Source organism: Sphingosinithalassobacter sp. CS137, from assembly GCF_014334115.1.
Classification (GTDB): domain Bacteria; phylum Pseudomonadota; class Alphaproteobacteria; order Sphingomonadales; family Sphingomonadaceae; genus Sphingomonas.
Genome location: NZ_CP060494.1, coordinates 684,785 through 709,885 on the forward strand (window position 1 = coordinate 684,785; position 25,101 = coordinate 709,885).

General features: G+C 68.0%; 16 protein-coding genes. 9 read left to right on the forward strand and 7 right to left on the reverse strand.

The window, feature by feature from the left end; translation table 11 throughout:
- Positions 1-420: 420 nt before the first annotated feature.
- The 4 genes from H7V21_RS03195 to H7V21_RS03210 are packed head-to-tail and all read left to right on the forward strand — an operon-like array spanning position 421 to position 6,857.
- Positions 421-843: a GbsR/MarR family transcriptional regulator gene (locus H7V21_RS03195; protein WP_188055192.1), complete on the forward strand. Its 423-nt coding sequence runs from the start codon at positions 421-423 to the stop codon at positions 841-843.
- Positions 837-2,324: an efflux transporter outer membrane subunit gene (locus H7V21_RS03200; RefSeq protein ID WP_188055194.1), complete on the forward strand. Its 1,488-nt coding sequence runs from the start codon at positions 837-839 to the stop codon at positions 2,322-2,324. The genes H7V21_RS03195 and H7V21_RS03200 overlap by 7 nt, the downstream gene beginning before the upstream one ends.
- Entirely contained in the window at positions 2,321-3,628 is a 1,308-nt protein-coding gene (locus H7V21_RS03205; protein ID WP_188055196.1) for an efflux RND transporter periplasmic adaptor subunit, read from the forward strand. The genes H7V21_RS03200 and H7V21_RS03205 overlap by 4 nt, the downstream gene beginning before the upstream one ends.
- On the forward strand, positions 3,621-6,857 hold the full coding sequence (locus H7V21_RS03210; protein WP_188055198.1) for an efflux RND transporter permease subunit: 3,237 nt from the start codon (positions 3,621-3,623) through the stop codon (positions 6,855-6,857). The genes H7V21_RS03205 and H7V21_RS03210 overlap by 8 nt, the downstream gene beginning before the upstream one ends.
- Before the next feature lie 43 nt (positions 6,858-6,900).
- Here H7V21_RS03210 and H7V21_RS03215 read toward each other — a convergent pair whose 3' ends face one another.
- A complete protein-coding gene (locus tag H7V21_RS03215) occupies positions 6,901-8,637 on the reverse strand; it encodes a peptidase M61 (protein ID WP_262503985.1) in 1,737 nt (578 codons plus the stop codon).
- A gap of 91 nt (positions 8,638-8,728) precedes the next feature.
- Positions 8,729-9,202 carry an Lrp/AsnC family transcriptional regulator gene (locus tag H7V21_RS03220; protein WP_188055200.1) on the reverse strand — a complete coding sequence of 158 codons (474 nt, stop codon included), beginning with the start codon at positions 9,200-9,202 and terminating at the stop codon, positions 8,729-8,731.
- A 126-nt stretch (positions 9,203-9,328) separates the two neighbouring features.
- Between H7V21_RS03220 and H7V21_RS03225 the strand changes: the two genes are divergently transcribed.
- Positions 9,329-10,294, forward strand: coding sequence for an ornithine cyclodeaminase family protein (locus H7V21_RS03225; RefSeq protein WP_188055202.1), 966 nt, complete (start codon positions 9,329-9,331; stop codon positions 10,292-10,294).
- Positions 10,291-12,369, forward strand: coding sequence for an amidohydrolase family protein (locus H7V21_RS03230; protein ID WP_188055204.1), 2,079 nt, complete (start codon positions 10,291-10,293; stop codon positions 12,367-12,369). Before H7V21_RS03225 ends, H7V21_RS03230 begins: the two co-directional genes overlap by 4 nt.
- A 58-nt stretch (positions 12,370-12,427) precedes the next feature.
- On the opposite strand, the gene H7V21_RS03235 is transcribed toward H7V21_RS03230, so the two are convergent.
- The 5 genes from H7V21_RS03235 to H7V21_RS03255 all read right to left on the reverse strand — a co-directional run bounded on the left by H7V21_RS03235 (position 12,428) and on the right by H7V21_RS03255 (position 21,253).
- A complete protein-coding gene (locus H7V21_RS03235; RefSeq protein WP_188055206.1) occupies positions 12,428-13,735 on the reverse strand; it encodes an APC family permease in 1,308 nt (435 codons plus the stop codon).
- Positions 13,728-15,206 (reverse strand): S10 family serine carboxypeptidase-like protein, encoded by a 1,479-nt coding sequence (locus H7V21_RS03240; RefSeq protein ID WP_188055208.1) that lies wholly within the window; start codon positions 15,204-15,206, stop codon positions 13,728-13,730. The genes H7V21_RS03235 and H7V21_RS03240 overlap by 8 nt, the downstream gene beginning before the upstream one ends.
- Before the next feature lie 16 nt (positions 15,207-15,222).
- The gene (locus H7V21_RS03245; RefSeq protein ID WP_188055211.1) at positions 15,223-16,407 is read right to left on the reverse strand and encodes a pyridoxal phosphate-dependent aminotransferase; all 1,185 of its coding nucleotides are present in this window, start codon (positions 16,405-16,407) and stop codon (positions 15,223-15,225) included.
- A gap of 171 nt (positions 16,408-16,578) precedes the next feature.
- Positions 16,579-19,599, reverse strand: coding sequence for a TonB-dependent receptor domain-containing protein (locus H7V21_RS03250; RefSeq protein WP_188055213.1), 3,021 nt, complete (start codon positions 19,597-19,599; stop codon positions 16,579-16,581).
- 178 nt (positions 19,600-19,777) lie between these two features.
- Positions 19,778-21,253, reverse strand: a complete 1,476-nt coding sequence (locus tag H7V21_RS03255; protein ID WP_262503986.1) for a S10 family serine carboxypeptidase-like protein — start codon at positions 21,251-21,253, stop codon at positions 19,778-19,780.
- Positions 21,254-21,459: 206 nt separating this feature from the next.
- Between H7V21_RS03255 and H7V21_RS03260 the strand changes: the two genes are divergently transcribed.
- From H7V21_RS03260 to H7V21_RS03270, 3 genes are read left to right on the forward strand one after another with little or no spacing between them, the layout of a single operon-like run.
- The gene (locus tag H7V21_RS03260) at positions 21,460-22,683 is read left to right on the forward strand and encodes an aminotransferase class V-fold PLP-dependent enzyme (protein WP_188055215.1); all 1,224 of its coding nucleotides are present in this window, start codon (positions 21,460-21,462) and stop codon (positions 22,681-22,683) included.
- Between the two features lie 26 nt (positions 22,684-22,709).
- Positions 22,710-24,215, forward strand: coding sequence for a S10 family serine carboxypeptidase-like protein (locus H7V21_RS03265; protein WP_262503987.1), 1,506 nt, complete (start codon positions 22,710-22,712; stop codon positions 24,213-24,215).
- Between the two features lie 57 nt (positions 24,216-24,272).
- Positions 24,273-25,094, forward strand: coding sequence for an inositol monophosphatase family protein (locus tag H7V21_RS03270; RefSeq protein ID WP_188055217.1), 822 nt, complete (start codon positions 24,273-24,275; stop codon positions 25,092-25,094).
- Positions 25,095-25,101 lie beyond the last annotated feature (7 nt).

The window sequence follows — 25,101 nt, forward strand, 5'->3', positions numbered from 1 at the left end:
GCCTGGCGTTCCGGCGCCACCTCTTTGAGCGCTGCGTCGTCGGGAATCGCCTCCGCAGCACCCGCTTCAGCTGCGCCCTCCCCAAGCACCTTTCCCTTACGCGCCTGCGACACGTCCATGCCGCCCTTTGCCATCTTCCGTTTGGCGTCGGACTGACACCCTTCTGCGGCGCACCTTTGCCGTATCGCTTTGCAGACCCGTTGCCCCGCAATGCGCGCAAGCGAGGCTCCGCCTGCTCGCCCCCCCGCGGCGCAATGCCGATGCCGGGTGGGCGGCCCTCGCCCGACGTTCTGCTGTGAAGGAACAAATCTCAGTCTGTATCGTACGCACTGAAACAAGCGACGGCCACTGGGGCGGCGTCGTGGTTCAGGGGTCGCCATGCCGGAAAACGACGCTGCAAGGCGTGGCTTCATCGAAGCAATGGGGCACATCTTCGAGGCGGACGGACTCGCGCGGATCACTGGTCAGCTCCTCGCCCTGCTCGTGCTCGAGGAATCGCCCCTCTCCGGCAGCCGGATCGCCGAGATTCTGCAGGTCAGCCGTGCCAGCGTGAGCACCAACGTGCGCCTGCTCGAGAGCCTCGGCATCGTCGAGAAGCGCTCGAAGCCGCGCGAGAGGCAAGCCTTCTACGCAGTGCGGAAGGACGCCTATGCCAACTATATCCGCCAGACCGCCCTCCGACAGATCGGCAATGCCGAGCGCATCGCGGCAAGTGCGCGGGCGATGGAGAGCGGCCCGGCGCAGGCGCGCGTCCTCACGCTGGTGCACTTCTATCGCAGCATCGCGGATCATCTGAGCGCGGCCGCCGATCATCTGGCGGAGAACGGACCGGGCCCATGCTGAGACGGACCGCCCTCCTCGTCGCGCTGCTTCTCGGCGGCTGCACGGTCGGCACGCCCGCGGCTCCGGAACTCGGCGCGATCGTCGCCGATCCGCGCGAGCGATTCGTCGCGGCCGAGCCCGCAGATGCGGCGCCGATCGTGGATGCCTGGTGGACCCGCTTCGAAGACCCGCTCCTGAGCGAATATGTCGAGCGGGCGGGTGTTCATAACCCTTCGATCCTGCAGGCCGTGGCGCGGGTCGAACAGGCGCGCGCGCAGGCGCGAGTGGCGCGCGCCGACCTCTATCCACAGATCAGCGGCCGCTTCAACGCTTCCCGCCAGCGCCAGAACCTCGCGGGCCTCGGCTTCAGTGAGATCCTGCCGACGGCGCCCGGTGGCGGAACTCCCGATGGCGGCGGAGAAGATGAAGTCGCGAGCTTCGTTACCGACAGCTTCTCGCTGAATGCGAATGTCAGCTGGGAACTTGATCTCTGGGGCCGGATCAGCGCGCAGAGCGCGGCGGCGCGCGCCGATTTCCTCGCCAGCGCCGAGAATCTGCGAGCCGTGCGGCAATCGATCGCGGCGCAGGTGGCGCGATCCTATTTCAATCTGGTCGAAGCGCGGCAGCAGGTTGAAGTCTCGCGCGCAATGGTCGCGGCTCTGGCCGAAATCGCGCGCCAGGTCGGCAATCGAGTCGATGTCGGAGTGGCAGCGCCGGGCGACAAGGCGCTCGCCTTCGCCAATCTCGATCAGGCGCGCGCAGGTCTGTCGCAGCGGCGCGAAGCAGTCGAGCGCGCCACCCGCGGGTTCGACGCGCTGATCCGCGCCTATCCCGACGGCGAAGTGGCGACCGCCGATGCGCTTCCCGAGATTCCGCCGCCGCCGCCCGCCGGACTTCCCGCCGGGCTGCTGGCGCGCCGACCCGATATTCGCGCCGCGCGGCTGAACCTGATCGCCGCCGGATACCGCGAAGCGGCCGCCGAGCGCGCGCTGCTGCCCGGGATCAATCTCACCGGGTCGGCGGGCACCAGCAGCAGCGAGCTTTCGAACCTTCTCGACGGGAATTTCTTCGTCTGGAGCATTGCAGGCGCGATCCTCCAGCCGATCTTCCAGGGCGGACGGTTGCGCGCCCAGGTCGAGGCGGCGGAAGGGCGGCAGGCCGAGGCAGTCGAAGCCTATGCCGAAACGGTGTTGCAGGCGCTGTCGGAGGTCGAGACGGCGCTTGCCGTCGAGGAAGAGCTCGCGACCCGGCAACTGGCGCTGGGAGCCGCGGCCGAAGCGGCGGAAAGTGCCGTGGCGATCTCGTTCAATCGCTATCTGGCGGGGCTCGATCCGTTCATCACCGTGCTGCAGAGCCAGCAGACTGCGCTCGATGCGAGCAGCGCCTATCTCGCCGCGCGCCGGGCACGGATGGAGAACCGCATCGATCTGCATCTCGCCCTGGGCGGCGGGTTCGAGGATGCCGCGCCCGCCCCCACACAACCGGAGCCGTTGCCGCAATGAGACTGCATCTGATATCCGCGCTCGCGCTGTTTCTCGCCGGTTGCGGCGGCGGAAGCGACGAAGAGGAAGCGAACGAGAGCGCCACCGCGGCGGTGAGCGTGCGGGTCGTCCAGGTGCAGGAAGCGCCGGTGCAATCCTGGGTCTATGCGCAGGGAACCGCGCGCGCGGCGCGGCGCGAATTCCTCACCTTCCAGAACAGCGGCCGTGTGGCCTATGTCGCTCCCGGGCTCGAGGTCGGCCGGCCGGTCCGGCGGGGCCAGGTCATCGCCTATCTCGAGCGCGATCGCACCGAGGCCGAACTGACCGGCGCCCGCGTCGATCTTGCCAATGCTCGCGCGCAGGTCAGCGTGGCGGAAGCGGCGCTGGTCGAGGCTGCGGCGACACTGGAACTGGCGCGGGAGACCTTCGCCCGTTTCGCCACACTGCTCGAACTCAACTCGGCCTCGCAGCAGGAATATGACGAAGCCGAGGCGCAACTGGAGCAGGCCCGCGCCGCCTATGCGCGAGCGCAGGCGCAGCTCGCCGCCAACCGTGCGCAGGTGAACGCCGCCCAGGCGCAGGTCAACGTCGCGCAGGTCACGGCGTCCGAATCGCGGATCGTCGCTCCGATTTCGGGCGTGATCGCGCGCCTCAACATCGAGGAAGGGCGCTATTTCACGCCGCAGCTCGTCCAGTCGCAGAACGAGCAGACCGCGCTCGATACCGTGCCGGTCGTGATCGTCGACCCCTCCAGCTACGAGATTTCGGTCGATCTTCCATCCTACACCAGCCGCGAAGTCGATACCGGGTCCGAAGCGCTGATCCGGCCGAGCGAGGCTCCCGCGCCCGCCGCGCGCCAGCGGCCCGCGCAGGCCGGCAGCACCGGCAATGCGCCGCCGATCCCGGTCGATCAGTTCCGCATCTTCGGCAGGGTCTATGCCGTCAGCCCCGCGCTCGATCCGGAGAGCCGGACCTATGAGGCGCTGATCCGGACCACCAGCGGCGGGCGCCTGCTGCAGGATGGCGAATTCGTCTCCGCCTGGATCCGCGGGCCGCGCGCCGAAGAAGTGCCCGCGGTTCCGTTCGATGCGATCGGCTTCGCCTCGGGCGAGCCCTTCGTCTATGTCGTCGATCCCGAGACCCGGCGAGTCGAGCGCCGCGCGGTCGAGCTCGGACTGACCGGCAACGAGGTGCGTGCGGTCGTCTCCGGAGTGCGCACCGGCGAATATGTGGTTACCGACGGTAGGAGCGCCTTGAGCGACGGCGATCTGGTCCGGGTGATCGGGCGCGAGCCGCTGGGCGCGCGCGATACTGCCGATGAGTGAGTCGACGGCACCGGCCCCGGATGCGCAGGCCTCGCAGGAAAGCGAGGAAGTGCGCGGAGCATCGCGATTCCAGCGCTTCTTCTTCCTCAAGACGACCTTCGGCATCCTGCTCACGCTGCTGCTCACCGTCGGCGGGGTCATGGCCTATACCCAGCTGGTCAAGGAGGCGCTGCCCGACCTCGAAATCCCGCAGGCCACGATCACCACCCAGTGGCCGGGCGCCGATCCGGAGACGATCGAGGAGCAGATCACGACCGAGATCGAGGACGAGATCACGACGCTTTCCGGCGTGAAAGCGGTGAACAGCTCGTCATTCGACAGCTATTCGATCATCATGGTCGAGTTCGAGGCGAGCGCGAGCGCCTCTGACGCGATGCAGCGATTGCGCGCCGCCGTCAGCACTGCGGAGGCTCAGCTTCCCGCCGAGGCGGACTCGCCGGAGGTCGAGCAGATCTCGGTCGACGATCGACCGATCATCACGATCACGATGTATGGCGGCGCGGGCACGGCGGCGCTGAGCCGCCTCGGCGAGGAGGTGCAGGAGCGCCTCGAATCGATCCCCGGAGTCAATGAGGCTGAGCTCGGCGGCAATCGCGAGGAGATCATCCAGATCCTGCTGCAGCCCGAGCGGCTGCTGGCGCTCGGCCTCTCTCCCACCGAGGTTCAGGACGCGATCCGCACGGCCAATCTCGAACAGCCGTTCGGCGAGATCGACAGCGAGGAAATCGGCGCCGTCGTGCGGCTGGAGGGCCAGTTCCGCGATGTCGACGATCTACGGTCGCTGCCCGTGCGCCGTGCGGGCGGCGACCGCGCCGGGCCGCCCGTCCGGCTGGACGAGGTGGCGGTCGTCCAGCGCACGCTGGAGGCGGAGGATTCGACCACCGCCTACAGCGACGGCGGCGAGCCCTATCGCAGCTCGATCGAAGTCTCGGTGCGCAAGACCCCGGGAGCGGACACGATCGAGACGATCGGCGCGATCCGCGAGGAACTGCAGGCGATGGAAGAGAGCCCCGTCTGGGAGGAAGGGGTGCGCTACGACATCGTCCAGAACGACGCCGATCAGATCCGCGAGTCGCTGAGCGACGTCTTCGTCAACGGGCTCCAGGCGATGGCGGCGGTGTTCGTGATCCTGTTTCTCGTGCTCACCTGGCGCGAAGGACTAATCGCCGGACTCGCCATCCCGGTGACCTTCGCGGGCGCGCTGATCGTCATTCTGTTGCTCGGCTATTCGCTCAACGAGCTGGTGATCATCGGCATGGTGCTGGCGCTCGGCCTGATGGTCGACGTCTTCATCCTGATGATGGAAGGCATGCACGACGAGATTTATGTGCAGAAGAAGAGCTTCGGCCAGGCCGCGCTGGCGACGATCGGCAACTATGCGATGCCGGCCTTCGCCGGGCAGCTGACCACGATCCTCGCGATGGCGCCGCTGATGGCGATCGGCGGCGTGGCGGGCAAGTTCATCCGCGTCCTGCCGGTCACGGCGATCACGTGCCTCGTCATCGCGTTCATCGTCGCCCTGCTCGCGGCCGTGCCGCTGTCGCGATATCTGCTCGGTCCGGTCGCGCGCCATCAGGCGGAAGAGAAGAAGAACCGGGCCGATGTGCTCACCGAAAAGGCGGCGCATTGGCTCAATCGCTTCATCTGCGACAAGGTGGTGGACAGCCGCAAGCACGCCTGGACCTGGGTAGGCGGCGCGGCGGCTGGGTTCGTCCTGGCGCTCCTCGCCTTTTCGCAGATTCCGACCGTGCTATACCCGAAGACCGATGGCGAGCGGCTGGGGATCAATATCGAGCTGCCGCCGGCAACCCAGCTCGATCACACGCAGCGCGTCGCCGACGCGGTCGGCGAGATCCTGCGCGAGAAGCCCTATTTCGACAGCGTCATCAAGATTGCCGGCCGCAAGAGCCCGTTCGCGCTCGTATCGCCCGAATCGCGGCTGCAACCCACCGAAGGCGAGAATTTCATCGGCTTCTCCGCGACGTTCGTAGAGCGCGGCGAACGCGATGCCGCGGGCTATGAAATCGCGGAGGATCTGCGCGAGGAACTCGACGCATATCTCTCGGCCAACGTCGCCGGCGCCTCGCTGCTCGTGGTGCCGGAGACCAACCAGCCGAGTACCGGCGATCCAATCGAGATCACGCTTTCGGGCCCGGATATGGACCAGCTCCAGGAGATGTCGCAACAGGTACAGCGACTGCTGCAAGGCACCGAGGGCGTGGCCAACATCCGCGACAATCTGGGCAATCTGAGCGCGGAGATCGCGCTGCGCCCGAACCGCGAGGCGCTCAGCTTCTACGGCATCTCGCAGCAGAATCTGGCCGCGCAGGCCCGGTTCGCGCTCGGCGCGCAAACGATCGGAACCTATGCCATTCCGGGCCCCGAGGATGATCTCGAAATCCGCATGGGGACGAACTGGCCGAGCCGCGCGGGCGATCCGGGTGGGCCCCGACGCATCGACGAGCTCGACCTGGTTCGCGCATTCACGCCGGAAGGCGAGAGCATTCCGATGCTGTCGCTGCTCGACCCCGTTCAGGGCGAAGCCGCGCTTTCCGTCGCCCATGAGGGCGGCCGTCGCGCGCTCACCGTTCTGGCCAGTAATCGGGAGCGGCCGGTGACCGAGATCGTCGAGGAAATCCGCCCGCAACTGGAGGAGCTGCAGAGCGAATGGCCCTCAGGCTACAGCTTCGCTATCGGAGGCGAGGCCGAGGAAACCGCCGAGACGTTCGGCTCGGCCGGGATCGCGCTGGTGATCGCACTGATCATGGTCTTCGGCGTGCTGGTGATCGTGTTCGACAGCTTCCCGCAGGCGTTCATCCTGCTCGCCACCATGCCGCTGGCGTTGATCGGATCGTTCCTCGGCTTCTTCGTCTTCGGGATGCAGTTCTCCTTCTTCGCGATGATCGGGGTGATCTCGCTGATCGGGATCGTCGCCAACGACGGGATCGTCATGGTCGACACGATGAACCGCCGGCTCGCCGAAGGCATCAACAAGGCACAGGCGGCGGCACGGGGCGCGGCGGAGCGACTGCGGCCGATCCTGACCACTTCGGTCACCACCATGGCAGGTCTCATCCCGCTGGCGATCGGCAATCCGATGTACCGGCCGCTGTGCTTCATGATCATCTTCGGCCTGTTCTCCGCGACGATCATGCAGCTGTTCGTGATCCCGGCGCTCTACCACCTGCTCACGCGCAAACAGGGCGACGGACAGGAAATGCTCGACTGAGCGGGCGAGCCGGCGGGGGCGGCGCGCCGGCTCGGTCCCCGCGCTAGCCGACAGGCGTTCCGCCGTCGCAACCGGGCGCCCCGGTGCGCTCCCATTGCGGGACCAGCACGGCTTCGCCGCGCGGCAGATAGGCGATCGTGCGCGTTTCGCCGTTGCGGCGGATCTCCAGCGTGAGCACCGCCGCCTGATCGCCCTGCATCGCATCCTGCGGAAAGCGATTGAGGATCTCGTCGCCTTCGCGCAGGCCGGCTTGCGCAGCGCTGGACCCTGCGATCAGCCCGCGAACCCGTCGCGGATTCGCCAGAAGCGTCTCGGGATCGAACCCGAGCTCGAACCGCCGCAGCGGCCGCTCGATGCGCCGGAAGCACGGTCCGAACGCACCGCGAGGCAGCATGACCACCTCGCCCGCGAGCATGGCGCGAAAGCCGGCTAGGCCTTCGTCGCCGAGTTCGGCGTGGAGCAGCCGTTCCCAAAGCGCCTGGTCCATCGGCTCTCCGGCACGGCGCGCCACCAGCATCGCCCGCACGATATCATCGAGCGAGCGCGCACCGCCCGAAGCCACGCGAATCTGCGCGTCGACTTTCGCGAAATAGAGCGAGCCGCGGTCATAGGGCAGCACGCGGATCCGCGTATCGCGCCAGAAACCGCCGGGGATTTCCGCATTCGGCGTGCCGATCAGGGCGTTGGTATAGTAGCGCCCCGCAGTCGCGTTGAGATCGTCGAGGAATGCATCGGCCGAGATCAGCCCGGCGCGATAGGGCAGCAACCGCTGATAATGCACCGCCAGGCCTTCGCCGAACCAGGACGCAGCCAGCCCGCCCGGCGCGTCCATCGTCTCGCCCAGCGAGCGCACCCATGCATGCAGCATCTCATGTGCCAGCAGGCCGCGCAGATCCGCCTCGGTCGACTCGGCGTTGAAGGTGAAGGCGAAACTGTCGGTCAGGCCGATGCCGCTTCCCGGATTGAGCCGATTGGTGCGGCCGAATACGCCGAATTGCTCGGGTCGCTCGTCGAAGAAATCGCCGTAGAAGGACTGGAGCTCGGCCGCCCAGCGCATCAGCGATTCGCCGGAAAAGGGCAGCTTTCCCTGCCAGGCGCCGAAGAAGCGTCCGTCCGAAGACCGGAACAGCCCGGGGCGGCCCGCCATGTAATAGGCGCCGTTCAACCGCTCGGGGAGATAGCGCTCGCGCGTCTCCACATCGCCGACTCCGAAGCTCGAGATGCCGACCGCGCCGCTTCCCATCGCCGCCAGATCCCAGCGCACCCGCACGCGACGCGCGACCGTATCCCGCGGCAGGAGCAGGAAGGCAGTTGCAGCACCCGAAACCGTGCCGTCCTCTGTCCGCAGCTCATATTGCGGAGCGGCAAGCGGCGGCCGCGCCGGGTCGATCGGAACGCGATACGCGACGCGGAGCGCGCCCGAGATCGCTCGCGGCGCAAGCCAGAGCCGGTCGCGGTTCGCGTCGTCCTGCGCGACGTCGCGGGTCGGTGCCTCGAAGGCGCCCTGCGCGTCTCGGAAGCGCAGGCCCTCGATCCGGTCGGCCGCGGTCTCAACGGTGTTGGCGACGATCGGCAGGCGCAGCATCGGAGCCCCCGCCGCCGCCGCGATCCCGTCGATCTCCAGCGTCACGTCGATAGCGCGGACCGCGCCATCGGCATCGGGCGCTGCCGGCGCGAGCGTCACCGCGAACAGCGGCGGCCCGGGCTCCGCGGCCGCGCCGGCCGCTCCCCACAAGCCGAGCAACAGCGCCAACAGGAGCATTCGTCCGCTTCGCATCATGCCCTCGCCTCCCTCGCGTCGATCCAGTGTAGCGAGGCGCGATCGGCTAACGATTGCGCAGACGCGGGCCAACGCGCCCGACATGCATCATCTATGCGCGCGGAAGCGGAAGACGATGCGTGCACTTCATTTCCGAAAGCGTCGCGGTCGAGCGGATGTCCTCGACGCCGGGGAGGCGCAGCAGCGTACGGAAGGTGAAATTCTGATACCAGCCGATGTTGGGCGCGAGCACCTTGATCATCACGTCCATCTCGCCGAACAACGTATAGGCTTCAGTGATCTCCGGAATCTCCTCGATCGCGCGGATGAACGAATCGCGCGCCTCGTCGCTGAGCCGCGACATCTTCAGCTGGGCGAAGATGTACATGCTCTCGCCGAACTTCTCGCGGTCGAGGATCGCGACCTGTTCCTTGATATAGCCCTCGTCCTTCAGCCGCTGCATGCGGCGCCAGCAGGGCGACTGGGACAGCCCCACTCGATCGGCGATCTCGCTCGACGATTCCGATGCGTCGATTTGCAGGCGGTCGAGGATCTTCAAATCGAGCCGGTCGAGTTCAGCGGCCATTTCTATGCTCCCGGTAACGTCTTTTCGTATAGCTGATGCACAATCCTAAGCCCCCTATCGGAAATCGACAACCATCTGCCCCTGCCCTGCGCCTAGAATGGAGGCGGAAGGGCAAAAGGAACGGCCGTGCGGCGCGACGAGTTGACGATTTTCGATGGTGCGGCGGTCCGGAACAACCTGGATTATCGCAGCTGCATCGCCGTAGTCCGGATCGCGATGCAGGCGCTGTCCGCCGGAACGACACGCCAGTTGCTCCGCACGATGATCCACATGGGCGAAGGCCGCACCTTCGCACAGATGCCCGGCGCGCTGGGCGACGCCGACATGTTCGGCGCCAAGATAATCAGCGTGTTCGCCGACCCCGATCATGCCGGCACGCGCCGTCATCGGGGGCTCGTCCTGCTGTTCGAGCCGGAGGAGGGCCGCCCGGTTTGCATCGCCGACGCCGAACAGATCACGCACATCCGCACCGCCGCGGCCACTGCGGTCGCCACTGATGCGCTCGCCAAGGCCGACGCCGCGACGCTGCTGCTGATCGGGACCGGCGGCCAGGCGCGCACCCATCTTCATGCGCTGCCGCTGGTCCGCACCTTCGACCGCATCCTGATCTGGGGACGCGACCCGGCGAAGGCGCGGGCGCTCGCCGAAGAGGCGCGCGCATCGCTGGGTCTGCCCGCCGAAGCGGCGGTCGACCTTCCCGCGGCCGCGGGGCAGGCCGACGTGATCTGCACGCTCACCGGAGCGCGCGAGCCGGTGCTGCTGGGCGAGTGGGTGCGGCCGGGCACCCACGTCAATCTGGTCGGATCGAGCGGGCCGGGCCCGGTCGAGGTCGACACCGCGCTGGTGGCGCGCGCACGCTATATCGCCGACAGCCGCGCCTCCGCGCTGGACGCAGCCGCTGAGTTCCTCGTCGCGCGGGAAGAAGGCGCAGTGACCGACGCACACATCGTCGGCGAAATCGGCGAAGTTCTGCTCGGCCGGATCGAGGGACGGCGCAGCGCGGAGGAAATCACGCTCTACAAGTCGCTCGGCCATGCCGTACAGGATCTCGCCGCGGCCGCGCACCTCTATCAGAATTGCGAAGCGATATGATGCGACCGGGATGGCGCCCCGCCCTCGCCCTGCTCGCGCTGTCCGCCGCCGCGCCGGCGCTGGCGCAGACCGAGCGGATGGTGGTGATCGCCAATGGCGAGCAGGTCGGCTTCCTCGAAGCCGAACGGACCGGCGAGACCGTGGCCGTTCACTACGACGTGAAGAACAACGGGCGCGGCCCCACCACCGACGAGACGATCCGGCTCGGTCCGGAGGGGCTGCCGGTGGCGTGGACGATCAGCGGGACCGCAACGTTCGGCAGCGAAGTCGACGAACGCTTCGTCGCCGGCGGCGGAGTGGCGCGCTGGACCGATTCCACCGGAAGCCAGGAAGCGCCCGATGGCGGCGGTCGCCTCTACATCGCGCAGAACGCCAGTCCCTGGGCTTTGGGGCTCTATGCGCGCGCGTTACTGGCCGACGCAGATCGGCGGATCGAGGCACTGCCGGGCGGCGCGCTCGCGCTGGAACCGATGGATCCGGTGCATCTACCCGGCGGCGGCAGCTACTCCGCCTATCTGATCACCGGCGTCGATCTGTCGCCCGAGATGGTGCTGCTCGACGCCGACGGCGCGCTCTTCGCCACGCTCTCGCCGCGCGGCGTAACAGTGCGCGAGGGACATGCCGAGGCGGCACCCGAGCTGCAGCGGATCGCGACGGAGCGGACGAGCGCGCGCTTCGAAGCCATTCAGCGCGAAGTCGAGCATCGCTTCGACGCACCGGTGCGGCTGCGCGACGTGCGGGTGTTCGATCCCGCGTCCGGCATGCTCGGCGAGCCCGTGTCGGTGCTGGTGTTCCGCGATCGGATCGCCGCGGTCGAACCGCTCGACAGTCCGACCACCCCGGGCGAAGTCGTGATCGACGGCGCGGGCGGGATCGTGGTGCCCGGGCTGCACGACATGCACGCCCATGTCTCGCTGCAATCGGCGCTGCTCTACATCGCCTCGGGCGTCACGTCGGTGCGCGACATGGGCAACGACAATGGCTTCCTGCTCGACCTCACGCGGCGGATCGACGCGGGCGAGATCGTCGGCCCGCGGATCGTCCGCAACGGCTTCCTCGAAGGGCGCAGCGACTACAGCTCGCGCAACGGCATCATCGTCGACAGCGAGGCGGCGGCGGTGGAGGCGGTGCGCTGGTACGCCGCGCGCGGCTATTGGCAGATCAAGATCTACAACAGCATGAATCCCGTGTGGGTGCCGGCGATCGTCCGCGAGGCGCGCAGGCTCGGCATGGGCGTGACCGGGCACATCCCCGCCTTCACCAACGCCGACAGCATGATCTCCGCCGGCTATGACGAAGTGACTCACGTCAACCAGCTGATGCTCGGCTGGGTGCTGCGGCCCGACGAAGACACGCGCACGCCGTTGCGCCTCACCGCGATGCGCCGCACCGCCGGGCTAGATTTTGAGGCGCCAGAGGTTCGCCGCACGATCGATGCGATGGCCGAGCGCGACATCGCGCTCGATCCGACCGCAGTGACGCTGGAGCTGCTCATGCTCAGCCGCGACGGAGCGGTCAGTCCGGCCGTCGCCAGCTATATCGACCATTTGCCGATCGGCCTCCAGCGCCGCCGCCGCCAGGGCATCGCGCCGATCGAGAGCGCGGCTGACGACGCGGCCTATCGCGGCGCCTTCGAATCGATCAAGGCGCTGCTGCAAAAGCTCCACGCGCGCGGCGTGACGCTATTGCCCGGTACCGACGACGCGACCGGACTGTCGCTGCACCGCGAACTGCAACTCTATGGCGAGGCCGGCATTCCGCCCGCGGACGTACTGCGCATCGCCACGCTCGGCGCCGAACGCTATCTCGGCCGCGACCAGCGCCTGGGAAGCGTCGAGGGCGGCAAGCTGGCCGACTTTCTGCTGATCGACGGCAATCCGCTCGAAGACCTGCGGGCGCTGCACCGGATCCGCATGGTCGCGAAGGACGGCGCCTTCTACTTCCCCTCGGAAATCTGGGAGCGAGTGGGCGTCGCCCCCTTCGCAGCGCCTCCCGAGGTGACGCTGCCGCCCGCGCCTCGTCCCGCCGATGACGAGCCTGCCGCGCCGCACGATCACGACGGAATTCACCGATAACCCCTGGGTCGCACCACGGGATGGCCGGCGCCGCACCAGCGGCGCCGGCCTCTTTCTTTCACCGCCTGCGGAAGAAGTAATAGAGGGCGCCCAACAGGCCCCAGCCGATCAGCAGCGCATAGGGCCGCCAGTCTGCCTCGATCCCGACGAACACCAGCCCGGCCGCACAAAGCGCCCCGGTATAGGCGAGGACGAGCATCTTGCGCCGCGAGAAACGGAAACCGGCATTCTCGTAGAGATCCGGATGCTTCCGCACGACCTGCGCGGCGGCAAGACAGATGCTGCCGTATTTCACCAGGTTGGGGATGTTCACGGCGAGAAACAGAAAAGTCAGCTCCATCGGCAGGAACAGCCCGACGCAGCCGATCGCGAAGACGGCAAGCAGCGCGATGTGCGGCACTTTCCAGCGCGGATGCACGCGGGCGAGCGCGCCGGGCATCAGCCCGGCCTCGGCCATCGCGAAGAGGCTGCGGCTGAATAGGGTGAAGATCGCATTGATGCTGGTGCCGATCGCGGCCACCGCCGCCCAGACGATCAGCGGCGCGCCGAGCAGATCCATGAACCGCTGCGCCGCATCGAGGATCGGCGCCTCGCTCGTCGCCAGCGCCTCGGGACCGAGCACGCCCAGCGTGACGATTCCCACCGCAAGGTACAGCGCCGTAGCCGAGCCGATCGCGATCGCGATTCCCAGCGGGATCGTGCGCCGGCTGTCGGCGACTTCGGCGCCCGCCTCGGTTGCCGCCTCGATGCCGAAGAACAGGCCCATCAGCAACGGCGCGGCGGCGAGCACGCCCGAAACGCCCTCGGGCGCGAGCGGCGTGAACGCAGCCGGATCGAACGCAGTCGCGCCGCCCCACAGGACATAGACGAGGAACAGCAGCAGCAGAAACGCCATCAGCCACGTCTGGAGGCGCGCCGCGGTCCGCACTCCGAACAGGTTGGCGAGCAGCGCCAGCAGCAGCAGCGCGAACATCGCCGGGCGTGTGGGCAGCGGCACGACCGTCGACAGATAGCGCACCAGCACCAGCGCGAGCACGACCAGCGCGCCCATGTTCGCGATGATCCGCATCCAGGCGATGAAGAAGCCGAGCGCGGGATGCAGGAACCGCGACGGCCATACGAACGACGCGCCCGAAACCGGCACCGCCGAGCCGAGGAAGGCATAGCTGATCGCGATCAGATACATCGGAAAGGCCGCGATCAGCACCGAAACCAGCATCGCCGGGCCCGCGAGCGCGGTCGCGGGCGCGATCGCCGAGAAGATCGAAACGCCGACCGCGGTGCCGAGCCCCAGCGACACGACCCCCCACAGATCAATGCCCCGAACCAGCCGCGAATCGCCTTCGGGCACGCTGGGCTCAGTCATGCGGTGCAGCAGCAGTCAGGAACGAACGCAGGTCGCCGACCAGCTTGCGCCAGCTCGCGTCGTCCGAATAGGCGACGTGGCCCGCGGGATAGCGTTCGAGCCGGTACCGGTCGGGCGCGATGCTCGACTGGGCGATCAGATAGTCCGCCGCGCCGATCGTCGTCGTCAGATCGAAGATGCCGGTGCCGACGAACAGCCGCAGAGCCGGCTCGCGCGCCATCGCGCGTTCGACGCTCTCCATGAACGGCCAGTCGGCAAAAGGCGTGTCGCCGCCGCCATAGGCCCAACTGCCTTCGGGAATGGCGATCACATAGGCATCGGCATCGGCTAGCCCCAGATCGCGGGCTAGATAGGCGCGCATCGCCCCTTCGTAGAGCGCGGAAACCGCCGAGAAGGCGTCGGGGCCGACCACGGCGCCGGCATCGGCGGGGCGCGGCGCCACATAGCGCGCGTCGTAGCGGCCGACGACGAGACCTTCGTCGCGCAGCAGCTCGACGCGGAACCGCTCCTTGCTGATCCGCAGATCATTGGCGAGATAATAGTCCGCCGAAATGCCGCTCAGTTGCTCGAGCCGTTCCGCCATGCGGCGCTTATCGTCGGCGGCGATCGCGCTCCCCTGGAACAGCGCGCGCAGATAGTCGGTACCGGCGAACCGGGCGGCCGTGCGGCTGATCGCACCGGGCTCGCACGGCTGCACGGCCTTGCCGTGATAGCAGGCGATCGCCGCCAGGCTGGGCAGCGAGACGGCATAGCTCAGGATGTTGTCGGGCCGCTGCGAGGTTTCGATCATGTTCAGCGCCTGACCGAGCAGCACCACGCCTTCCACTCGCAATTCGGGTCGGCGCTCCGCCAGCGCATCGAGCATCGCGACGGCACGGATCGTGCCATAGCTTTCACCGAGCAGGAAGACCGGTGCCGTGGCGCGGCCATGCGCATCGAGCCACTGCGCGACCAGCTGGGCCGCGGCGTCGGCATCGCCCGATACCGAATTGTAGAAGCTGCTGTCCGCATCCGGCGCCCGCTCGGAAAAGCCGGTGCCGGGCGGGTCGATGAACACCAGATCGGCGAGGTCGAGCAGCGTCTGCGGATCGTTTTCGATCGCCGCGGCATCGGGCAGCGGCGCCCGCGGATCCTGCGGCACCCGGGCACGAACCGGACCCAGCGCGCCCATATGCAGATAGGAGGCCGACGCACCGGGGCCGCCGTTGAAGATGAACAGCACCGGCCGCTCGGAAGGCGCGTCGGCGAGGCTGTAGGAAAGATAGCCGGCGGTCGCGTCGCGAACGCCCGGCGCGCTTTCGATCGCCACCAGCCCCATCTCGGTCGTCGCCGTCACCGGCCCCTGCCCGGTCGCGACCGACCGATCGGATCGGACGAGCGGCTGGGTCTGCGCGGCAGCGGGGGCGGCGGCAAGCGCAATCGCCAACAGCGGGAGCCAGAAGCCCGGTTTCGCGCGTCCGCCGCCGTTCATCGCATCCCTTCCCTCTTCATTTCGCCGCTGCGGGGACTTCCCTGCGCGCGGGCGGCAGCTCGTGCCAACTCGTCAACCCGTCGGTAAGCGCCTGTAGCCCGTAATCGAGCTTTCCGGGCGCGATTCCGAAGCCGAGGCGAATATGCCCCGCCCGCCCGAAATACTCGCCCGGCGCCACCACGACGCCGCCGCGATCGGCAAGCCATTCCGAAAAGGCGATCGTATCGTCGATCCCCACGAGACGCGGAAACGCCACGCAGCCCGCCGCCGGAAGCGCGCCCGAAACGAGGCCCCGATCGACCCAGTGCGCGTGGTACGCGTCGATGATCGGCCGCGCCTTCTGGAGCACCTCGTTCGAGTAGCGCAGGAAGCGGTCGCTGCGCTCGAGCACCAGCGCCGCCATCGCATGCGCCAGATTGGAAATGCCGAACTCGACCTCATCGTGCAGCGCGCGAACCGTCCGCATCACCGACGGATCGCCGACGATCCAGCCGCAGCGCAACGTACTGAGCCCGAAAATCTTGGTCAGGCTGTTGACCGAGATGATGCTGGGCGACAGATGCGCGGCGGGCCCGGGCCGCGTCTCCACGTCCGCATAGCGGCCGTAGACTTCATCGACGATCACCGTAAACCCGCGTGCTTCGGCGATCCGGCCGATCGCCGTCAGCGTCTCGGTGGAAACCGGCATACCCGAGGGATTGTGGAGATTCGACAGCACGACCACGCGGGTCTTGGGCCCGATCGCCGCCGCCACTTCGTCGGGATCGATCGTGAAGCCCTCGCCGCGCCGTTCGAAGCGGTCGACGCCCAGCCCATGCGCATGGGCAAGCGTGTGGAATACGTCGAAGCAGGGATTTTCGATCAGGACCCGCTCGCCCGGCTTCACGAGCGCGCGGTATAGCAGCGACAATGCGCCGGTCGCCCCGGTCGTGCACAGGATATGCTCGGACGTGAGGCCATAGCGGTCGGCCAGATGCTGTACGACGAACGGATTGCCGTCCGAAAAGGCGCTGGTGTAGCGCGACGTGATCGGCTCGCCGAAGCCTTCCAGCAGCAGCTCGCGCATCAGCCCAGTCGGCTCGGGAACCGAGCTTTCGAACAGGCTCACCAGCAGCTGCCGGTCCGAGCGCACGCGGGCGATCACCCGTCGCACCCATTGCGCGTACGAAGCGCGTCCGGGGCTCTCGTGACCCTGCGCCATGCTGTTGCACTCCTCCGGAACCGCTGAGCCCGGATGCGCCTCTAGCTCGCGGGGAACGGCCATTTTATTCCAAGATCCTGCCGCAAGACATCGGTTTGCATAGATAATTCCCGCCGAAAGAAGCCAGGCACGCGCGCCGCGCGGTGCGACGCGCGTGCATTTCGGCCCGGCTCAGCGGAACCGCAGCTTGGCGCCGACCCAAAAGCGCCGGCCAAGAATGTCGCCATAGGCGATCTGCGGGTACGACGGCTCCTCGTCGGTGAAGTTGTCCACCCCGGCGCGGAAGGTCATCGCGCCGGCATCGACCTGCGCCGAGATGCTGTGCGTCAGGTTGCTGTCGAGGATCGGGTTCGGATTATTCTCGATCGTCGCATCGGCAGCGGCCTTGGTCTCGTCGAGATAATAGGCTTGGTAGCTGAGCCGGAACGGTCCGCTCGCATAATCGATGTTGAGCTTCCCTTCCCACTCAGGCTTCAGATAGGTGTTGTCGGTCCGGGTGAAGGTCTCGCCGGTCACCGAAGTGGTCAGCAGGTCGTTGTGCGTGGCCGAAAGGCGGATGCCGAACTGGCCGAGATTGCCCGGTTCGAAGCGATAGTCGATCATATAGACTTCGCCGCGATAGCGGACGACGCCGGCATTGAAGGTCGTCGTCGTGCCCGTCACGATCGTGCCGCCGGGGCTCACGCCGTCCGACGCGGCGAGCCGAGTAAAGGCATCGCAGACCGCCGGATCGGGATCGGTATTGTCGTAGCAGGCGGCCGTGAAATCCTCGGTCGTGAACGGCGAGAGTCCGTCCTCCAGGTCGATCTCGATGCGATCGGCACTGATCGTCAACCCCGGCACGAACGCCGGCTGGAGCACGATGCCATAGGTCCAGGTGTCCGAGATCTCGTTGCGCAGATCGGCGTTGCCGCCGGCCGTGATCGTTGCGCGGTTGAAGTTCTCGGCGGGATCCTGGAAGTTCGCGAGCCGCTGCGCCGCGCTGAGCCCGGCGTTGGTGCCGTCGGCCTCGACGCCGTAGCCCGGATTGGCTTCGAACGCGGCAAGGCAGTTGGCGTAGCGCACCTCGGGGTTGGGACCGCTGGTGATCCGGTCGGCATCGCAGGGGTCGCGTCCGACCGCACCGAGCGTGTCGCTCGCCGGCGTGAACAGCTGTGCCAGCGTCGGCGCGCGGAAGTTGCGGCTGCGCGATCCGCGCAGCGTCACGCCGTCGACGGGCTGCCAGCGCAGGCCGAGATCCCAGACATTCTCGCTGCCCGCAATCGAATTGTCGACCAGACGGCCGGCAGCGCTCAGCTCGAGCGTGCGGATCAGCGGCACGCCCATGTCGCGCCCGACGATCGGGATCAGCAGTTCGCCGGAAAGCTCGTCGGTATTATAGCCGCCCGATTGCGGCTGCTCGCGCGTGCCGCCGGCGAACAGGCCTTGCTGGTTGGCTTCGAGCGGAGTGAAGGCGACGCTCTCGTCGCGATGCTCATAGGCGATGCTGAACTTGGCCGTTCCGCCCGGCAGCATCACCACGTCGCCGCCCAGCGTGGCGAGCAGGTCGACCTGCTCGTTCACATAGTCGAGACCGGCGCGAACGCTGACATAGTCGCGCGCCTCCGCACTGACGTTGCCGTCGCCGAACGGATTGATCGGCGCGCAGGCGGGATCGTCGTTCGCGGTGCTGGCGTCGGCGTTGATCGCACAGACGATCGAGCCGCCCGAGCGGACCGCGTTGATCGCGTTGTTGTATCGCGCGTTGCTGACCTCCCAGCGGCGCTGCGCACCCTCGACCCGAGCATAGCTGCCCGAGACCGACCAGTAGAAGTTCCGCCAGCCCAGATCGAAGTCGCCGTCCAGCCCGGCGACCGCGCGATAGGTGTCGGTTCGGGTCGTCTGGGTGTTCGAGGGCGTGAGATCGTAGAAATATTTCGAGAGGAACAGCGGCGCTCCGGCGCCGAAGCCGGGATTTGCGGCGCTGAGGATCGACCGCGCCTGATCGGTGAGGAACGGATTGTTGATCGTGAAGATCACCGGCCCGGCGTAGGTGCCGAAGTTCAGGATCGTCCGGCTCTGCCCCTGCGGGATCTCCTCGCCCTCGGTGCGGGCATAGAGCAGTTCGGTCGAGAAGCGGATCCGGTCGGTCAGTTCGTAGCTGCCGATCACCGTCCCGGTGAAGCGCTCGACACCGGTCCGCAGCCCGACCAGATCGGAGTAGCGGAAGCCATCGCCACCACTCGCGAAGGGAATGCCGACGTTGGTACCCGGGTCGAAGGGAACCGGCGTGCCATCGGCCCCGAACTGGAGCGGGGTACCGTTCAGACTGGTGAGGAAGCGCGTGAACGGCGCAGGCGTGTTGAAGATCACGCCGTTGCGGTTGAACTCCCAGAAATGCGCCTCGAGCAGCTCGCGAACCGAAGGGATGCCGTCGTTCGGCCCGGTGTCGTCCGGATTGCTGACGGTAAGCCGCGCGAGGTTCGACAGCGGCCGATCCGCGAAGCGCAGCACCGGCGACTGCGACCAGCCGATATCGGCGGCGATGTTGCCGCGACCGTCGCCGAAATTGCTGCCGACGGTGGCGCGCAGGCTGTAGGTGCCATAGTCGCCGCGCGACGAGATGCCGCTCTGCGCGTCGAGCTCGATGCCTTCGAAGTCGGTCTTGAGAACATAGTTCACGACGCCTGCGATCGCATCAGAGCCATAGACCGCAGCGCCGCCGCCCTGAACTACCTCGACGCGTTCGAGCAGCCCGAGCGGAATGATATTCGCGTCGACCTGCGCGTCACCGAGCCCCGAGGAACTGGTAACCATGCGGCGTCCGTTGACCAGCGTCAGCGTGCGCCCCGAACCCAGCCCGAACAAATTGGGGAACTGCTGTCCGGACCCGCTCGATTCGCCGCTCGCATCGGCCTGGCCGAGCTGCGGCGAGTTCGAAGTGAGCTCGTTGAGTGCCTGAGCCGCGTTCAGATAGCCGCGATCCTCGACCACCTGCTCGTCGACGACGAGCCGCGGCGCCGTCTCGTCCGAAGGATCGCGGCGGATGCGCGACCCGGTCACGACGATCTCGTCGCTCGCAGGGATCGGTTCGGCCTGCGCCGGCAGTGGCTCGGCGGTCTGCGCCAGCGCCGGCGCGGCACCCGCGAACAGCGTCAGCAACGCCGTCGATGCCATCCAGCGCCCGAAGTTGCCCGTCCCCCGGTCGATCATCGCTTATCCCTTTCGCGCTCGTATTGTCGCCCTGCCGCACCCCCGGGTCCGGCACCAACCACGATAGCCGGACCTCGGGAGATATCGTTGCGAATATTCTACCGATAAGGTGGCTCTCGGCATGAATGATGCGTCACGAAGTAAATCGGCGCATTGCTGCATCATCCGGCTAGTCGGTTCACGGATCGGAGCTCTCGGGGGCCAGAAACGCCGAGAGTTCGCTGCCGAATCGTTCGGCCTGCCCTTCGGCGTCGTACATCATATGTCCGCCAGGATAGCAGCGCAGCGTGATGCGCGCCGCAATATCCGCCGGCAATGCCGCAACCGTCGCAGCGTTCGCGGCGCAGCTGTTCAGCGAATCGTACAGCCCCGCGGCGACCCAGGTCCGAAGCGCCGGCGCCTTCCGCATCGCGCGCAGCGTCCAGGGTTGCGACGGGCTGGGCGGCCCCTCTCCCGCGATTGCACGGGCGAGCGATTCCTCGGTGATCGGCGCCTGATCATAGCCCCAATCCGCGCCCACCGGCAGCGGATCGACTTCGATCCCGGCATAGGCGCCGTCGCGAACCCCCAGCGTCTCACGGTAATAGGCGATCACCGCGCGCTCCTCCGCCGCTTGCGCGGCCGCATCCTCCGCGCGCGTCTCGCGCATGTCGAAGATGTCGAGCGTCACACCGCGTTCGGCGAGGAGGCCGGTACGAAAGTCGCGCGGCGAGATCCACAGCGTCTCGGCATCGATTCGCTCGGGCGGCAGGCCGTGATAGCGCGCCAGCCCCGCGATCACTTCGGCCCGCGCGTCGCTCGAAAGCGCCGCCGGATCGCGCAGCGCCGGATACCAGACCGCGCGGGCCCAGCGTTCGGCCGCTGCCAGCGTCGCTTCGGGCTCCGCCTGCAGCGCCGGGTCGAGCCGGCCGAGCGCGAGCGCCGTCGCGGTGCGATTGGGCAGCGAAAGTGCGCGCATCAGCGGCCGGTCGCTCTCCTCGCCCAAGGGGATCCCGCCCGAGATCAGCGCCATGCCCGCCACGTCAACGCCGTCGTCGATCAGCATTTCGGCCACTCCGGCGGCGCGCCAGGTGCCGAAGCTCTCACCGATCAGATAGAGCGGCGCCGCCGCGCGGCCATAGGCCTCACGGAAGGCGCGGATGAAGGCAGCTGTCGCGGCGAGATCGCCCGTCGTCGAATAGAGCCGGGCGGCGGCGGCATCGGACGCCGGACGGCTGAAGCCTGTTCCCGCCGGGTCGAGGAATACCAGGTCGCTCGCGGCGAGCGGGCTGGCGGAATTGTCCGCAAGCGCACCGTCCTCGAGCGTCTTCGGGCCCAGCGCGTGAAAATGCAGCAACCGCGAATCCGCGCCGGGTCCGCCGTTCCAGACGAAGCTGATCGGCCGCGTGTGCCCGGCTTTCGGGGTCGCAAGATAGGCGGTGTAGAAAAGCTCGGCGAGCAGCACCCCCGCTGCGTCGCGCACCGCCAGCGTACCGGCACAGACGCGGTATGCCATTTCGCTGCCGCCGATCGCCGCGGTCTGCCGTGTGCCCACCGCCCCGGAGGTACATTCCGGGAGCGCCGCCGCTGCAGCTGCCGACTGCGGCTCGGTTCGCGCCGTGGTGCAGCCCGCCAGCGCGAGTCCCGCCGCCATCGTCAGACCCAAGCCTCGCATCGCCGTCTCCTCCGTTGCCGGCACGCAACCTAGAGGAAGGTGGAGGGCATTTTTATGCGCATGGCGCGCGCAGCCGCGTGCAGGAACCGTGCGACCCGCGCGAGACTGCAAACCAATCGCGTGCAAATGCGCAAAATCTATTCAGCGCGCTTGCGCTAGCCTGACGAAATGTCCTCGTCCGTCCTCTTCGCAATGCATCGGCCTCGATGAGCGGCGGATTCTCCCGTCGCACCCTGCTCGCGGGCGCGGGCACGCTGCCCGTCGCGCTGGGCGCAGGCGCGCGGCTCGGCGGCCAGGCGCTGCCGGACAAGACAAGCTTCGCGCCGATGCCGGGCGTATATCTCGATTCGGGCACGATGCACCCGGTGCCGCTCGGCGCGCGCCAGGCGGTCCAGGCCTATCACGACGCGCGCGCCGCAGCCCGCTCCTATCCTACCCACGAGGCGGAAGAACGCGCAAAAGCCAGCTTCGCGCAGCTGATCAATGCCACTCCCGCCGAAATCGCGTTCGTTCAGAGCACCACCGCCGGCGAGCAGCTGGTGATCGACTCGCTCGGCATTCCCGCGTCGGGCGGCCGGATCGTCACCGACACGCTGCACTTCTTCGGCTCCTTCTATCTCTATCAGGAGCTGGCGAAGCGCGGCATGGACGTCGCCTGGCTGCGCCCCGTCGACGGCCGCATCGACGTGGCGGCCTATGAGCGCGCGATCACGCACGACACGCGACTGGTGAGCCTGTCGCTGGTCTCCACCTATAACGGCTTCGAGCACGATCTCGCCGCAATCTGCGCGATCGCCCATGCGCGTGGTGCGCGCGTCTATGCCGACATCATCCATGCCGCCGGCACCGTGCCGATCGACGTGCGCGCGAGCGGCGTCGATTTCGCCGCGAGCGCCAGCTACAAATGGCTGATGGGCGATTTCGGCCTGGGCTTCCTCTATGCCCGCGCCGACCGGCTGGCCGAGATCGAGCGGCCGCGCTTCGGCTATTATCAGGTCGCGCGTTTCGAGCCGCACGTCTATCCGTTCGATCCGCCCGGCGAGACGATCGCCGACATCGCGCCGCGCGAAGACGCGCAGGGGCATTTCGCAATGGGCACCCATTCGCATGCGGTGGCGGTACAGCTCGACTGGTCGCTGCGGCACCTGCTCGCGCTGGGGATCGAGCGGATCGTGGCGCATCGCATGCCGATGCTCGCCCGGCTGCACGAAGCACTGCCGCGCAAGGGTTATCGCGTGGCGACACCGCCGGAATGCCGCGCGCCGCTGTTCACCTGCGTTCTCGAGGGAGCCCATGCCCGCCTCTCCGAGCCGCTCGAGCAGGCGGGCGTGAAGATCACGCTGTCGCGCAATCGCTTCCGCGTCTGCCCGTCGCATTTCAACGACATGGACGACATCGAACGCCTGATCGACGCGCTGCCGAACGTGTGATGGCGGACGCAACAAGGGGAGATTTCATGCCGCTTCGCATCGCCACACGCCTGTTGCCGCTCGCGCTCGCCGCAGCCGCGATCCAGCCCGCCGCCGCGCAGGACCCCAACCTGCCGATGCCGCCCGCCTTCCTGCGCGCGATGGAGCCGATGGTGCCGCGCACCGAGGCCACCGCCCGCGTCGTGACGACGCAACACCGCGGCGTCTTCAACGGAACGCCGGTCGCCTATGACGCAATCGTCACCGAACAGCCGATCGCGAACGCGCAGGGCGTGCCGGCGGCGGTGGCGGTCAGCTTCGGCTATGTCGCGCGCGACGTGCCGAACCGCGCTCGCCGCCCGGTCGTGTTCGTCTTCAACGGCGGCCCCGGCGCGTCCTCCTCGCCGCTGCACATGAACGCGTTCGGCCCGCGCCGCATCGTCGGCGAAGGCGAGGCGGCGGCGCTGGCGGACAATCCCTACAGTCTTCTCGACGTGGCCGATCTCGTCTTCATCGACCCGCCGGGCACGGGCGTCAGCATGCCGGTGGAGGGCGCGGACGCGAGCAGCCTGTTCGGCGTGAGCGGCGACGCCGCCGCGGTGACGACGATGATCAGGCAGTGGCTCGAAGCCAATGGCCGGACGCAATCGCCGGTGGTGCTGGTAGGCGAAAGCTACGGCACCGCGCGCGCCCTTGCCGTGCTCAACGCGCAGATGGAGGCGGGGCAGCCCTTGCCCCAGGGCGTCGCGCTCCTCTCGCTTGCGATCGGCGGCTCGTCAGGCCCGCTCGCGTCCGAGCTGGTGCTCTTCCCCACGCTGGCGGCGGTCGCCTGGTATCACGAGGCGATCGACCGGCGCGGCCGCACCGCGCAGGAGCATTTCGCCGAGGCGCTCGAGTTCGCGCGCACCGAATATCTCCCTGCGCTCGCGCGCGGAGTGGACCTGCCCGATGCCGAGCGGCAGCGCGTCGCCGAGGGCATGGCGGCGCTGATCGGCATTCCGGCCGAGCAGCTGGCGCAGGCGGGGCTGCAACTCGACAAGCAGCGCTTCATGCTCGAGCTGCTCGGCGAGCGCGGATTGCGCACCGGCCAGCTCGACGCCCGCGTGACCCGGGCGATCGCCGAGTCCAACTTCCACCCGCCGTTCGACGACCCGTCGATGACCCTCGGCACCGAAACCGGCCGGCTGATCGCCCGCTATCTGGAGGACGAGCTCGGCTATCCGCTTCCCAGCGAATACCGAAGCCTCAATCTCGGCATCAATTTCAAATGGGACTGGAGCGGCGTCGGCGGCTCCTACCAGTCGGCGGATTTCGCGCCGTTCCTGGTGCGCGCGATGGCGGAGAAGCCCGAGCTGCGGGTGTTCACCGGCGGCGGCATCTACGACATCACGACGCCGCCGCAAGCGGGCATCTTCGCGCTCGATCAGGCGGGCATTCCACGCGACCGGCGCAGCACGCACCTCTATGCCGCGGGACATTCGGTGTTCGAGGACGGGGCTGGGCTGGAGGCGCTGAGCACCGATCTGCGCCGCTTTCTTCGGGAGCTCGACTGACTGCGACGCACGCACGCTCTCGCCCGGCGGGGAATCCTCAGCTAGGCGCGGAGCGCCATGACGAAGCGGCTATCCGAGGAGGTTGCGGACCTGATCCGCGCAGTTGCGGCGCGCGAGATCGCGCCCCGGTACCGCGCGCTGCACGCGCACGAGATCGAGGAGAAGGGCCCGGGCGACCCGGTGACCGCGGCCGATCACGCCGTTGAAACTGCGCTTGCCGAAGGGCTGCTGGCGCTGGTGCCCGAGGCGCTGTTCGTCGGCGAGGAACGCTGCGCGCGTGCGCCCGAACTACTCGATCGGCTGGGCGAGGGATTGGTCTGGGTCGTCGATCCGGTCGACGGCACCGGCAATTTCGCCGCCGGGCGCGCGCCCTTCGCGGTGATGGTCGCGCTGCTCCGCGACGGCATCACGATCGCTTCGTGGATTCACGATCCGCTGAGCGGCCGAATGATGATCGCCGAGCGCGGCGGTGGAGCATGGTGTGACGGTCGACGGCTCGACTCCGCCGCCGCTGCCCGGTCGGACCCGGCCGAGCTCGCCGGCATCGTCAGCAGCTTCGCCATGCCCGAGGCGAAGCGAGATGCGGTAGCTGCGCTCACCGCCGGCGTCGCAGAGATCGTTCCGACGCTGCGCTGCGCAGGACACGAATACCCGCTGGTGGCGCTGGGCGAGCGGGACTTCGCGCTCTACTGGCGCACGCTCGTCTGGGATCATGCGGCCGGAGCGTTACTGCTCAAAGAAGCCGGCGGCGTGGTCGAACGGCTCGACGGAACCACCTATCGCCCGGGCTCCACCGAAACCGGCATCCTGCTCGCGCGCAGTCGCGCCGTTGCCGACGCAGTGCACCTGCTCCTGCGCCGCGGCCAGGCGGGGCGCTGAACCGAGC